7 protein-coding genes are annotated in these 15042 nt (G+C 42.9%); 2 read left to right on the forward strand and 5 right to left on the reverse strand.

The features are described 5' to 3' along the window. Positions 1-135: 135 nt before the first annotated feature. The 5 genes from GWC94_RS07935 to GWC94_RS07955 all read right to left on the reverse strand — a co-directional run bounded on the left by GWC94_RS07935 (position 136) and on the right by GWC94_RS07955 (position 10591). A complete protein-coding gene (locus tag GWC94_RS07935) occupies positions 136-1371 on the reverse strand; it encodes an MFS transporter (RefSeq protein ID WP_161834514.1) in 1236 nt (411 codons plus the stop codon). 619 nt (positions 1372-1990) lie between these two features. Continuing rightward, on the reverse strand, positions 1991-3235 hold the full coding sequence (locus GWC94_RS07940) for an alpha-L-fucosidase (RefSeq protein WP_161834515.1): 1245 nt from the start codon (positions 3233-3235) through the stop codon (positions 1991-1993). 6 nt (positions 3236-3241) lie between these two features. Then, a complete protein-coding gene (locus GWC94_RS07945; RefSeq protein ID WP_161834516.1) occupies positions 3242-5689 on the reverse strand; it encodes a hypothetical protein in 2448 nt (815 codons plus the stop codon). Between the two features lie 71 nt (positions 5690-5760). Then, positions 5761-7455, reverse strand: a complete 1695-nt coding sequence (locus GWC94_RS07950) for a RagB/SusD family nutrient uptake outer membrane protein (protein ID WP_161834517.1) — start codon at positions 7453-7455, stop codon at positions 5761-5763. Positions 7456-7558: 103 nt separating this feature from the next. Further along, a complete protein-coding gene (locus GWC94_RS07955) occupies positions 7559-10591 on the reverse strand; it encodes a SusC/RagA family TonB-linked outer membrane protein (RefSeq protein WP_161834518.1) in 3033 nt (1010 codons plus the stop codon). A gap of 1294 nt (positions 10592-11885) precedes the next feature. On the opposite strand from GWC94_RS07955, the gene GWC94_RS07960 reads away from it, so the two are divergent. Beyond that, positions 11886-13262 carry a hypothetical protein gene (locus tag GWC94_RS07960; protein ID WP_161834519.1) on the forward strand — a complete coding sequence of 459 codons (1377 nt, stop codon included), beginning with the start codon at positions 11886-11888 and terminating at the stop codon, positions 13260-13262. Between the two features lie 678 nt (positions 13263-13940). After that, positions 13941-14951, forward strand: coding sequence for a glycoside hydrolase family 43 protein (locus tag GWC94_RS07965; protein ID WP_161834520.1), 1011 nt, complete (start codon positions 13941-13943; stop codon positions 14949-14951). Positions 14952-15042 lie beyond the last annotated feature (91 nt).

Genomic DNA, 15042 nt, shown 5'->3' on the forward strand with positions numbered 1-15042 from the left:
CATGCTGATTAAAAATTGTACCTGAAATTAATCCCGCCAAAGAAGTAATAAAATGAAAGCGCCATATATAGTACCAAGCATGGATAATGTGTTTTGTCATTTATAATCATAGTTGCTTACAAACTGCAAACAGTGTTAAAATCCCTCGATAAAATCCAAATCGCGGTCGTGTGTTTCCGGTATTGTAAGGATGGAATAAAAGCCAATGGCAAAACATACCAGTCCAACAATGGCGGCAGCATTTACTTCGTGCACTAAAGGTTTCAATACGCCATAAGAAAGCGTCATGGCTACTACCGTGCCCCTTACCATGTTGGGAATAGTCGTGGCCGCTGTAGCCCTCACATTGGTTCCAAACTGCTCGGCGCCTATAGTGACAAACATGGCCCAGTAACCAATGCCAAAGCCTAACCACAAGGCTGTGAAATATAAAGTGGCTGCGCTGTGTATGCCCGCGTAGAGATAGACAATGCTGCCGATAAATGTAAAGCCCATTAACAAGGCCACAGCTTTACGCCGCGACTGCATCCAGTGACTGATAAATCCACTTAACAAATCGCCGGCAGCCAGGCCCACATAACACCACATAACGGTGAGGCCTGGCTTTATTTCTTCGATTATGCCCAGGGCTTGGCCTACTTCGTTGCTGAAGGTAGAAAGGATGCCGATGACATACCAGGTGGGCAGTCCTATGCCAATGCATTTGAGGTATAAGAAAAACCGGTCCTTGTCGTTGAAGAAAGTCAAAATATTTCCTTTGCTTAATCCTTTTTGATCCTTCATGGTTTTAAAAAGGCCGGATTCAAAAACACCAATTCTTAAAAGCAATAAAAGAATACCCAGCCCGCCTCCGGCAAAATAAGCATTGCGCCAGTTGAACAGCTCCACTGTAAAATAACCTACTACGGCTCCCAATAGACCAACGCCTGCCACTATAGAAGTTCCCAGGGCTCTCAAATTTCTTGGCAGCGTTTCCGATACCAAAGTGATACCTGCGCCTAATTCCCCCGCAAGACCTATACCGGCAATAAAGCGCAACAGTTTATAAGTTGTAACATCATGCACAAAACCACAACCAAAATTGGCAACAGAGTAGGTAATGATAGATCCAAAAAGCACAGACAGCCTTCCTTTTTTATCACCTAAAACACCCCACAAAATGCCTCCTAACAAAAGACCGGTCATTTGCCAGTTTAAAATGCTGGCGCCCTGTTTTGATATGGCTGCGTCATCCAAGTGAAGATCTTTAAGGCTTGGAATGCGTACAATACCAAAAAGCAAAAGATCGTAGATATCTACAAAATAACCCAGTGCGGCTACAATTACCGGCGCACAAAACAGGTATTGAAAAGTTGTTTTTTTGTTTGTCATCGGACTATTTATTTTCCTGCTCACTGAACATTTTATTTTTTTTTAAAAAAAATTGAAAAAGCCCCGGAACTGTAAAACCGGGGCTGAGGAAAACTACCGCTTGCTATATGGTAATCGTTTGAGCAACTACAGGTATGACCTATGCCTGCCCAGCGTTTCCTTTGTTAAATAATATTATTTCGCTTACACTACAGGTATGATAGTGATCCCTGCCGTCACTTCTGTAGTGCAACTCTTTGATCTATGGCAAATAAATTATGAATTAGACGGTCCTGGACTTCCGGTTGTGCGGAAGCAGTTTGGCAATACGGCTCGAAGGATGTCGGCATAACTGTCAGCACTTAATTGAGCCAGTTTGTGTTGTTTACATCATGCAATTTGCAGGTAGCGATCAGCGAGTAAATGCTCACAGCATTGTAATCATTCTTTTCATATTACTCGACCAGACCCCGATCTGCTCTTCGCTGCGAACTGTCCGCTGACGACTAGTACCATTTTATCACCGTTCCATAATTTGTTCCACATACTTTCAAAGAGCAAGCTATTCTTTAATAGCATTAATTCGAACCATTAATTCCCCATGTGCTTACGCTATATGAGGAACCTTTTTATTGCCGGTTCATTTTTGTGTTTCCAGGTCTCGAGCCGTAATCTTTGTTTTTGTTTCTCTTAACTTCATAAAGTTTGTTTTGTCTGGTTTGGGAAATCCCTGCCTGCCTAATATTTCACCTACCGCAACGAGGGTTTCTTTATCCTGAGGGACAATACCTCCATCAGGGTAAGGGCCGATGTTCAACAACAAATTGGCGTTATTGGCTGCGGCTGTTTGTAACAAAGCCATTACCTGTTCCGGTGTCTTGTGTTTTTGCTTCGGACCTTCGCAATAACCCCAGTTAATGCTTTGCATGGTGGTACACAACTCGGCGGGTTTGGCTTTGTTTTTTTGCCAGGCCGCTTCGGCTGCCACTGCTGTTTTTTCTCCCTGAACATTTCTCATCAAGTCGGTGATGGATTTTACCTCATGCTCACAGGTGATATAATCCTCTTCACCATTGTATCCCGTTTTATAAGAAACCAGCGCCTGGGGTTGCAATTTTCTGATCATGCTGTAAATCGTTGTCATGTCAAAGACATCTGCATTGGTATAGGCGCCGCCAATCGGGTCAAACCAAAAGCCGGCCAATGGACCATAATTGGTGCAAAGCTCATAGATCTGTGTTTTTACATAATTCCAATAGTGCACAAAATCTTCCTTGCCTTTGAAACGAATCAGGTCCTTTGGAAAATGAGCACTGTCGTAATTAGGACGAGCAGCACTGTAATATTTTTCGGTCAAATAAAAAGGATGCGTCCAGTCTATGCCAATGGAATAATATACAAACAACCCCAGTCCATGCCTTTTACAGGAGGTGGCCATCTCTTTTAAAAAATCGCGATGAGCTGTTGCATTCATACTGTTGAATGGCCCTGCCTTACTGGCAAATTGTGCAAAGCCGTCGTGATGTTTTACCACGTATGTCACGTATTTCATCCGGGCATTTACGGCCAGGTCACAGATAGAATCGGCATTCCACTTTGCGCCTGTAAACTTCATGGCTTCATCCATGTATTGTTGCAGCGGCATTTTACGATCATATAATACCCAGTCGCCGGCTTTGTAAGCAGCTGAAGGGCCCCAGTGCACAAATAAACCAAAGCGGGCATTTTCAAACCATTTCAAGGTGGCCGCACGCCGATCTTTTACATACAGGCTTTTATAGTGTTTTAAAAAATAAGGAATCTCTTGCTTTTGCTGGGCCCCCGCAGGGCCAATACAGGTAAAAAGAGACAGCAGGATACAGGCTATAAAATTTTCCTTTCTCATCTTGTATTAATCATATTTCAACCACACGGTAGCTTTGCAATCTTTGTCGGCGACGGCCCTGATCCAGTGTGCACTATAACCATCAGGAAAAGTATAATGAATCGTTTTGCCCGCAGGCACTTTTATTTTTTTATACTGGTGCCAGCCCATAAGATCAACATCCACTTCAAGTGTAATTGTTACATCCTTATTAGCCGTTAATGTTATTCTCTTTTTGTCGTAGCCTGTCATGAGGTAAGGAAGGGAGGGTGTGTTCGCTTTCACCTCAGTGTTCTTCCACACCCCTCCTTCACCAACAGGTTTACCCAGTTTCCACAGGTCGTCAATGGCGCCAAACCATAAACCGCCATTTTGGTTTTGCATAGGAAAATAATGCCCATCGCTTTTTGCGTTTGCTTTTGTGCCGCTCATCACCAGTAAGCCACGCCAGGTGCAGAAGTCCACGATCTTCTTTTTATGCGTGGTTATGGGACGAATGGCAATAAATCCAGACTCCCTGCCCACCTCATAAAAAGTTCCCTGTGCATTTAACATATATCTTTCCGACTCCACTTCCCGGGCATCGCGGTAGTTGGTGAATGCATCATAGTTGGAAAAAGTTTTTGGCAGTCTGAAAGTGCCGGTTTTATCATGCACAATCACCGACGCATCATCTGTTTCAAAATGTTTTGTCAAGCCCAGCAGCCTTTCCATTTGGGCCGTGCTGTCTGCAACACCACTTAAGTATTCAATGTTCTCGTTTACTTCAGCGTATTGCTTTTTTCCATCGGTAACATTCAGTACTTGCAGATTTTTATTATGACTCGCAGGGCGGATAAGTGTTTCCTGCACATCGCCAGCATCATCTATGCTTGCAAGCGAAGAAAACATGGCATCCTGCTTTGCATGCAGGGCTTTACCGGTAAAGTGGAAAAAGGCGGTGGCCCTGCATTTTTTATCGGCCTCTACCCTGATCCAATCAGCAGAGAAACCTTCAGGGAAAATAAAATATTGATAGCCTTGGGCAGGCACTGTTATCGTTTTATACACCTGCCATTGGTTATTACCACTTTTATCTATCTCCAATGTGAACTTTACGGGCTGGTCTGCATCATGACTTAAATGGATCATTTTTCGACTCAACCCGCTGAATAAAAAGGCATCGGATGGCTGACCGGCTTTCACTGAATCATTCATCCAGAGCCCGCCCCAGCCGCTGGTAGCTCCCCATTGCTTCAGGTCATCCCATTGGCCAAACCACAGGTTGGATTGCGAACGGCCTGCCATTGGATTTTGCAGTATAGTGGTTTCGTCTGTTGATAATACCAATTGGCCATTCCAGTTTGTAAAATCAGGTATGTATCGAAGATGGGTTCCTATAGGTGATAAGCCGCCGCTGTTTTTATAGCTGAATTTTTTTGGAAAATCATAAAACATCCCATGCATGTCCATCAGGATTTTACTATTACCCACTTCACGGATGCGAGGCCACTCGGTGTACCAGCCGCCAAAATGATCGTAGGTATGAGCAGCCTTTGGCAACCGATAAGTATGCCAATTCCCGTCATCTAATAATTCTAAAATTACAGAGCGCTTATCCCAACCAATACTCCACAGAGGGCTTTTATCGTTAGACGAACCATAAATACCGCCAGGACCGGTAACATCAGTAAATTGCCTGCGCTTGATAATTTTCCATGTCGTTCCATCCCAACTTGCGAGCACACCCTTTTCTTCTGGCGTTTGTGGTTTACTATTACCAACTTGCAGCATGCCTTCTGGCACCTTAAACACGGCATCTTCACCATTATTGGCAACAACAAGTTGGTGTTGCGCAGTATAAGCACCTTTGCCGTGCCAGCCCGGCACCGGTTTTTGAAACAATTTATTTACGGCAAGCGTATGCACATTTGCCTCGTAAAGAGCTCCTTCCATATCATAGAAGTAAACCATGTTGGCAGGGTTTGTAAGATGGCGGGCTATGGCTGTTAACCTTCCTGGCATAATGGATGGAGGTATTACCCTGATGTGCGAATTTGAATCAATAAAATAAGGACCAATAATCAATTGTTTTGATTCCTTATGAATCATCCTGCCAGCTGGTGTACCGCCTACACTTTCGGGATGGATCACCTGGTTAAGATTATTGTCTATGCTGTATAATTTATCAGCACTACCATTTGGTGAGTGTGGCGAATAAGTAATCATCCACAATTTATTTTCCCAGGGCACAATAGCGCCGATACCACATTCGTTTCCTTCCATATTTGTAGCATAGCCATTTGCATTTTTTTCTTTAATGGCTTTGGTGTGTCCTTCGTTAAACACGGCGAGACTTGGATACACACCGCTTATTTGCAAAGGCTTTTTGGAGTTCAAATGAAATGGCTTTGTAAAGGAAGATGACTGTGCTTTTGACGGGGCATAAATTCCTACGCACAGTGCCAGGGTAACCCATTTGGATAAAAATTTCATTCAGGTAATTTCTATAGTAAAAACTTGGTTAAAGAAGGCAGCGAATCTATAGCTGCCTTCTTCTAGATTTTTTAGTAGCCGGGGTTTTGAGTGATGTTTGGATTAACATTTCTCTCTACCTGGGGAATAGGCCACAAATACTGTCGCGAAGCATCAAATTTTCTTTCAAGTAAATTTCGTATATAGCCATTGGTAAAAAACGTTGAATAATCGCCAATGCCATCATTATCCAGCGGCGTAACGCCTGCAAAAGGCCATTTATCACGTTTTTGTTGAGCCGGATCCACGAGTCCATAGACCGGTTTAGTCAAAACCTTTTCTGCCAACCTCCATCTTATCAGATCCATATAACGAAGACCTTCCAGCATAAACTCAACTCTTCTTTCTCTTCTTACGATTTTTCTCAATTCAGCCTGGTCTAAGGTCTTCACGGCGGGATAAGAACCTACCGCCGTAACTGGCACACCGTAGCCTCTTGCTCTTACTTTATTAATGGCGTCTAAAACAGACTGGTCAATTGCACCTAATTCAATTTTAGCTTCAGCATAGGTCAGATACATTTCAGCAAGACGAAACAGGATTACATCGTTATCTTCCAATAACCTGTCGGCCCAACTCTGGTCAATTCCCTTTTTCCACAAAAGTCCGGTGAAGCTTGCAAACTGGCCTGCGGTGGTACCCCTGGAATCCCTGTTTAAAACCAATCCGCCGGTTTTATAATTTCGCACCTGCAATGAATCCGGATGAGGCTGGTAAGAAAACCCCAACCAGGGCGTACCAAATTCAACGATAGAAGCTGTTAGGCGTGGGTCACGATTTTTAAATGGGTTGCGGGGATCATAAAGTGGTGATTTATCTATAGGCAACCCGTCGGTACATTCAAAAGCGTCTATGGCATCAAATGAAGGAAAATAAGCGCCGTAACCTCCGGCATTGCGTGAAATAAATTCTTTTACCCAGCCTTCTGCCTGGTTGTACACTTTTTGCTTTTCATCCAAAGGCACAGACCAGATAATTTCCCTGCTTGTTTCGCCGTCCTTCAAAAACAATCCCGGAAAATTAAAATAAAGGCTATACACCCCATTATTGGCGAGATTGATTACTGAATCCGCAGCCACTTTTGCTTCCTGCCATTTGCTCATATACAGTGCTGTTCTGGCTTTAACGGCAAATGCAAGTCCTTTTGTCAATCTTCTGACATCTGACGTGGGATAGGAAACAGGTAGATTGGCAGAAGCGAAGTCAAGCTCCTGAAAAATAAAATTCAATATTTTATCTTTACTGGTTCTTGTTACGTCGTATGCTCCTTCCAAAGAAGTGGGCTGGGTGATAAATGGGACATCTCCAAAATGAGTAATGAGTCTTGAATATTCATAAGCTCTTATCAGCCTCATTTCCGCTTCAAGTTTTGTGATAACGCTGGCAGGAGCAGAACCCACTGCCTTACCTTCATTGGCAATAAAAGCATTGGCCCTGGCTATAGCTTTATAGCAGTTCAACCAATAGGCTTTTACACTGCCATCCTCGGAGTTCATAGTACCGTTTATGACTGCATTTCCGAATTGACGGTAAATAACATTATCAGAGAAGAACTCGTTGTCTTTATCCCAAAATGGCATCCGATACAAATCGTTTACAGCAAGTTCCAATTGGGTTTGATTTTCATAAAAGCTTCCTGTTGATGGTCCGGAAGGGTCTGAAAGATCAAGCTTATGACAAGCTGTTAATCCTGCTGTTGCCGCAATGATTAAAAATATCTTTTTCATTCCTATATTTTTATAAAATTAATTTTTGAATGGGGCTGCCAAGGTGACAAATACGTTTAAGGCAATAGACCCATTATTTCTTTTTATTCAGTTTCCAATCACATTAAAATTTGATGCTGGCTCCAGCCATAATTGTTCTTACTATGGGGTAGCCGGCATCGCCTGATTCCGGATCAACGTAACGCGGGAATTTGCTGATTGAGAATAAATCGTTAACTGAAATATAGAAACGCAAGCTTTCGATACCCGCCTTTTTCAAAGAGCCTTGCTTTAAAGTGTAGCCAAGCGTTATATTTTTCAGCCTGAAATAAGCGCCACTCAGGAGCCAGAAATCCGATAGCGCATAGTTAGTGCTGGCCATCTTATCAGTTAGTCGTGGATATATAGCACTCAAATTCTGTTCAGCCGTATTATTCTTGCTCCAAAAATTACCGGCCAGATTCGCAGGCACATTACCAAAAGCTTCGAGAAAAGGTCTCACCACATCATTACCCAGCCTTGATAATTTTTTTCCAACGCCCTGAAATGCGATGCCAAAATCAAATCCGCCATAGTCGGCTCGCAGGTTACCCCCATAGAGATACCGAGGCATTGCGCCACCCAATAATACTTTATCATCAGGTGTTATCTTTCCATCAGGTTTGCCACTAGGGCCGCTCACATCAAGAAAACGAATATCACCAGGCTTGGTGTTGGCATTAGCTACAGGTGCACCATTTAGGTCATTTTGTGTTTGAAAAAGTCCATTGGTTAAATAGCCATACCATTCGTTATATTCGCTACCTTCTTTAATCACCTGGTCGCCCAGAAATTGCGTGCCTTTTAGATCACCAATCCTGGATTTGGCGTCGGAGAGATTGAAGGCGGCTGAATAATTTACTTTGCCGATCCTGTCTTTCCACCCTAACTCCAATTCCCATCCATTTACATACAGTGTACCGGCATTTTGATAAGGTTTATCATATCCAATATATAGTGGAATGTCGAGTGGAAGCAGAATGTTAGTAGTCGTTTTTCTATAATAATCTGCACTCAGATTTAATCGGTTGTTAAGGAAAGAAGCCTCGATACCAACATCTGTTGTCTTTGTAGTCTCCCAGGAAATATCTTTCACAGCGTAGGTTTGCTGACCAGCGCCTGGCAAAGGCACAACTTGACCGTTTTGTAAGAACAAAGCTGTTGTAAAATCGAGTGTGGCCTGATAAGGATAATCGCCAATGCGCTCGTTCCCTGCTTTACCCCAGGATCCTCTCAACTTCAGGAAAGAAAGCCAGTTTATGTTTTTCATAAAAGATTCATTCGATATCGTCCATCCTGCAGAAACAGAAGGGAAAAAGGCTCCTCGATTTTGTTTTGCAAATCTTGAAGATTGATCATACCTAAGATTTCCTTGTACGTAATATTTATTTTTAAAATTATACTGCAACCTGCTGAAGAAAGAATGCAATCCATTCTCACTGGCACCACCATAGCTTTCCATGATTTCTGTAGTACCTGCATTTAGGTAAGGAAAATCAAGCAAAGGAAATCCTGTTCTTCTGGCAGTAACCGACTCATTGGAGGCATAAATTTCTTCGTAGCCAGCCATTACATTAATCGTATGAACATTTGCGATATTCTTCGTGTACTCTGCTAAAAACTGCCCATTAATATTTAAGCTTTCCGAACGGCCTTCAGTTAAAACAGCCTTAGGAGTAGAATTTCTTGCTACAACTAATGCTGGGTCTTCCTTTGCAAAATAACTTATGGGTTTACCAAATCCTTTTGACTTGTTCCAGTCAAAGGTTGGAGCCACCATAGCGCTTAAGGTAAGGCCTGTAATAGGTTTAAAATGAAGTCCAATTCTACCTGAAAGCTCATTCGATATGCCATGACCAAAACCGCCCTCTCTTAATTGTGCAATAGGATTGCGGCCATCTTTTCCATAAGCATAGCGGCCATCATCGTAGAAATCATCGTAAAAAGCAGGAAATTGCCGGCTTTCATAAATCGGATTATTAGAAGGAGTATTGGTGGAAGAACGCCTATAAAAAAGATCCAGATTAGCGGAAAGTTTACTGCTGATCTGCAGGTCATTATTCACACGGAATTGATAACGCTGGTAATCATAATTATCGTAGAAAGCCCCTACTTTTTGATAACCAAAAGAAGCTTTGGTTCTTATTTTATCATTCCCGGAAGTGAAAACGAGATCATACCTATTGCGGGGAGCATTAGGTTTAAGAAGTACTTTCCGCCAGTCAACATTGGGAAATTTGTCAGGATTCACCCTGTTACTGTCTAGATAGCTGTTAATAAAGGCATCCGGGTAAAATTGCGAACCGCCATCGTTGGTCTTTAATTCATTGAAATAACGGTAATAGTCTTGAATACCCACGTATTCAGGCATAGCCGTTGCCTGTTGCACACCATATTCATAATTATATTCCAGGCTGCTTTGTCCAATTTTTCCTCTTTTAGTGGTAATGAGTATTACACCCGCAGCCCCCCTCGAGCCGTAAATGGCTGCCGATGCAGCGTCTTTTAATACAGTGAGGTTTTCAACATCATTAGGATTTACCAAATCAATATTGCTTACTGGCGCACCATCTACAATAAAGAGAGGGCTATTAGTTCCTATAGTAGTTATACCCCTGATGAGAATTGTCGCACCTGCGCCTGGCGCAGCACTGTTCCTGGTTACGGATACGCCTGCAATACTTCCCTGCAGGGCTTCCGATATTTGTACCGTCTGTCTGCCTCCCACATCTTTTGCACCGATAGAAGATACAGCACCTGTAAGGTCTTTTTTCTTTTGGGCGCCATAACCCACTACTACGACTTCATCCATCTCCTTTACTTCACCGGTAAGTGCAATGTTAAGCAGGGTGCGCTCAGTGGCATCTACGGTTTTCGTTTGATAGCCTACCATAGACACCTGGATGTTTTTAGTTCCGTTGGGAACTTGGAGAAAGAACTTACCTGTATTGTCGGTGGAGGCTCCGGCCTTGGCGCCAGGAACGATGATACTTGCCCCGCTGAGCGGAGCCTTGGTAATGGCATCGGTAACTACGCCCTTTACCACTTTGTTTTGTGCCCATGCCACAGGAGATAGGCACAAGATCAGCAGAAGATTTAAAAGCAGTTTCTTTTTCATACAGCAACTTTCGTTTTGGTTTTTTACCCTTCGTGGGCCGCGGGTAGTAAATTTTTTTTAAGAAGAAGTAAATTTAGATTTGCAAAAACAGGCTTTCCAAGTTTTGCCCTGTGCAATTGACTTATCAAAATTTTGGACACGTTAAAACGCTGAAAATTAGAATTTTACATTCCAATAGCTGCTGAGAATGGACAATATGAAAGCGAGGATTTTTTCTATCCGCTACAGCTTTGCTGCCGCTACGTTGGGAAAAAATATGGCAACCCTGCCATTGCGACGTGGAGAAACCGGAATTATATAAGCCTGCCTAGCATTCTTGCCAGGGATTGTCAGAATTTTTTTTTAAGCTTACATTAATTGTTGTTTGCCGTTCTTCACTACAGGCTATCTCAAAAGTCATAAATTTCTACTATCGGGAACCTTTAATCAACCTATTTCCATCTGAAAATCAGGTGCGGCTATATAAGTTTTTGATATAAAAATTAACTAAAACGGACTTTTGAGATAAGCTCTAGCTATTTGTATACAAAGGTTTGGAAGAATGGCTATGCCACCAATATTGCAAATGCCCATCTAACCGGCCATATTTTTAATAGTGTTGGTGGTCGACTGTATAGGCAATCCTGCAGCCTGCGGAAATACGGTTATTTCCTTTTAATGAACCCCGCTTTTTTGACCTTGGTATCTTTATCGTCTAGGCAAGTTGTGGCACCAACGTTCGAATAGGCTTAAACACATTCCTCGCCAGTATTATCGCGACGCCGGTAACAGCATTATTTTTTGATCAGGCATAACAGTGCATAAGCTGATAAAACTTCGCGAGAGTAAACTTAAGTGGTACTAAGGCTCTCTTTATATATTTTAGCAAGCCAGTAAAACCATTGTTTATAAAACGACGGTTGCTGAATAAAAAAATTAGGCAGTTTTTTCTTCTAATCGCAATTCCCCCATTGGGTTGAAATTGAATGGCTGAGGCTTTAGACCAGCACAGCTTTAGTCCATACATCAAAGCGAATTCACAATTTGAGCAAAATGCGACAATTATTTATTAAAATGCGTAGAGTTATAAAAAGATTACAACAATAAATTTAAGCCCTTACTAAAAACCAAGTTGACATAAAAATAATCCGCTGCAATGCATCGACATATCACAGGATTTAGTAATTGAAAACATCTATTTTTGTACTTGAAAACACATTTTAAACTGGAATAGCCTATTATGCAATTATCCTATAATTGGCTTATCAGACTTTCGGGCACGTTTAACCACTGAAAATTAGAATTTTACATTACGATGGCTGCTGAGAATGAACCATATGAAAGCAAGGAATCTTTCTATCACCTGGAGCTTTGCTGCCGGTACGTGGGGGAAAAATATGGCAACCCTGCCATTGCGACCTGGACAAACAGGGATTATATAAAACTAAGCGGCATTCTCGCCAGGATTACGGACGTACAGATAAGCCCTAGTACGCTGAAACGAATTTTTGGCAAGCTAAAAACACCGGAAAGATATTATCCCCAAAAAGCTACAAGAGACGCGTTGGCCTTTTTTGCAGGCTTTAAAAGTTGGGAAACTTTTGTTGAAAAAAATCATAGGCCGGTAAAGCAGAAAAAAGAGCCCGAACCGGTTTTAAATGAAATTCAACAACCTGCGTCACCTCCGGAAATAGGTGCAAAAGAAATTCCATTTGCCTCTTTCCCCAAAAAATGGCTCCCAATCGGTATCGTCACATCCACGGCAGTAATAATATTAGTATGGCAATTGATGAGTAAAAAAGAAACGGTGCCACCGGTAAATGCCACAGGCGTAGAATTTATTTGTAACAATGCGGAAGGCGGCAATCCGCACTCAGCAAATTTTAGAATTCATTTGCCCCCGGGATTCTCAGGAAATACTACAAATTTCACTGTAGATTTTGGAGATAAAAAAACTGAAAAGAAAGAGACGGCAGGGACTCTTTTTACACATTATTATGAAGTGCCTGGACGCTATTATGCAGTTTTAAAATATGCAGGGCTTCCATTAGATACTGTTTCCGTCTATCTTAAAAATAATGGCTGGACTGCTACTGCCGAAATGGAGCATGATACAACCAGAGTGTACCCCGTCAACAGCGATCACCTGTTCAAAAATGGAAAGTTGCAGGTTAACACAAGTGAACTGCTTCATGCAGGCGTTGACACCAACCACACTTTTTTTGTACGCTTTACCAATGTAAAGCCCATGGGCATTGACGGTGATAATTTTGAACTGACGGCTAAAGTAACGACTTCTGCCTTGCGACCGGGTGTAAGATGCTCGCAAGTAAACCTTAATATTTATGGCACAAAGTCTAAACACAGTGTTGTTATTTTGAAGCCAGGCTGCGTGAGTTGGGCATCGCTTCGTTTTTCAGAGGTTGTGAAAGATGGTGGAACAGAAAACCTAAGCTTTTTAGGCAACGACCTGAGCCAGGGCGGTGTAATTCAACTGCGGGTGGTTCATAAAAAAGTGAGTCTTTTTGTAAACGATAAATTGATTTACAGCACTTCCTATCAATTTCCATTGCACAACCTATATGGAATTGATATTTCCTTTGCGGGCATAGGCACAGTGAATAGCCTGACTATAAAAGACCTGGGATCTGGTGCAATGTTCCAGGAAGGCCTTTCCTTAATCAGTCATTGACCAAGGGCACCAATGTATATATTGAATTGAGACAAGAAACTTCCGTCACATTTCTTTTTTAGGGGCCAAAGCCATCAATGCTGCCTGCACTACCATATGCAGGCAGTCCGGTTTTAAAAATGCCAATTGCTTTAATTTCACGAAGGCTTTAATTACATTTTATTTTTTTATAAAAACCATCTTCCATATATCCGATTCATCTTTTAACCTTAAAAACTTTTCCAATGAAACAGAAGTTTTTAGCAATCTGTACTGCAGAATTATTTCTTGCAGCGATTGGGTTGAACGTTTCCACCAATACGGGTGGAAGCATTTCTCTGCTAAGCTAAGCCAACGCTACTCCCGCCGGCGGTGATTGGGTATTGATGACTGGAACCTGCAGCTCAGACCCGAAGGTTTCGATCAAGGTCTGCGGCGCTGGTACGGATGCATCATGTACACCTGAAGGCACCTGCCCGTAAGGCAAGTGAGGGGCCGTCTCAATGCAAGTTGAGGCGGTTTCTTTTTTGGTTATGTGTCAGAGAGCAGCTTTTGGGATACGATTGGTAAAAGGCGGTAAAGAAGCATCGATCTTTGCTGCCATCTTTCTGAGGTTATGTGCCTGCAGAAAAAAAAGTTTCTCATATCGGCATACCATTATTATCCTGAAATTGCGTAAAATGTTCTGAATAATCCCACATGAAAACAACAATTTATCCAGGCGCCGGCAGGCTTTCTTCTGCTTTTGGCCTGTACAAAACCGTTTTTGTTTTGTTATTGCTTACCGGCGGCGGTTATGTTCATGCGCAGAAAACAACATCGGGCAACCCGGTGTTTCCCGGCTGGTATGCCGACCCCGAGGGCGCGGTATTCAAAAAGAAATTCTGGATCTACCCTACCTATTCAGCGCCTTACCGGCAGCAGGTGTTCTTTGATGCTTTTTCTTCCGATGACCTGGTTAACTGGACAAAACACGAACGCATCACCGACACTTCGCGGATCAAGTGGGCAAAGCGCGCTATGTGGGCGCCGGCGATCGTGGAAAAGAATAAAAAATATTACCTGTTCTTCGGCGCAAACGATATACAGAACGACCGGGAATACGGCGGCATTGGCGTAGCGGTATCGGATAAACCCGAAGGACCGTTCACCGATCATCTCGGAAAACCGCTGATCGATAAATTTTACAATGGTGCGCAGCCGATAGACCAGTTCGTATTCAAAGACAAGGACGGGCAGTGCTATATCATCTATGGCGGATGGCGGCATTGCAATATCGCGAAGCTGAATGCGGATTTCACCGGCGTTATTCCTTTTGATGATGGCACCCTGTTCAAGGAGATCACCCCCAAGGGATATGTGGAAGGTCCCTATATGTTACTGCGCAATGGTAAGTATTATTTCATGTGGTCAGAAGGCGGGTGGACCGGCCCCAATTATTCCGTTGCCTATGCCATTGCCGATTCGCCCTTCGGCCCTTTTGAACGGGTGGGAAAAATATTACAGCAGGACTCAACGATCGCCACCGGCGCAGGACATCATTCGGTGATACAGGCAGGTAACAACCGCTGGGTGATCGTATACCACCGCCGCCCGCTCGACAGAAAAGGCGGCAACGACCGCGTAACCTGCATCGATGAAATGTATTTCGATAAAAAAGGATTCATCAGGCCGGTTAAGATGACCAATGAAGGCGTGAGGAAAAAATAAGGCGATTGCCGATGGACAATGTCCGATTGCAGATTGCAGATTGCCGATTGCAGATAATATAAATCGGCAATCGGCAATCATCCATCCAACC

Source organism: Sediminibacterium soli (genome assembly GCF_009939225.1).
GTDB classification, from domain to species: domain Bacteria; phylum Bacteroidota; class Bacteroidia; order Chitinophagales; family Chitinophagaceae; genus Sediminibacterium; species Sediminibacterium soli.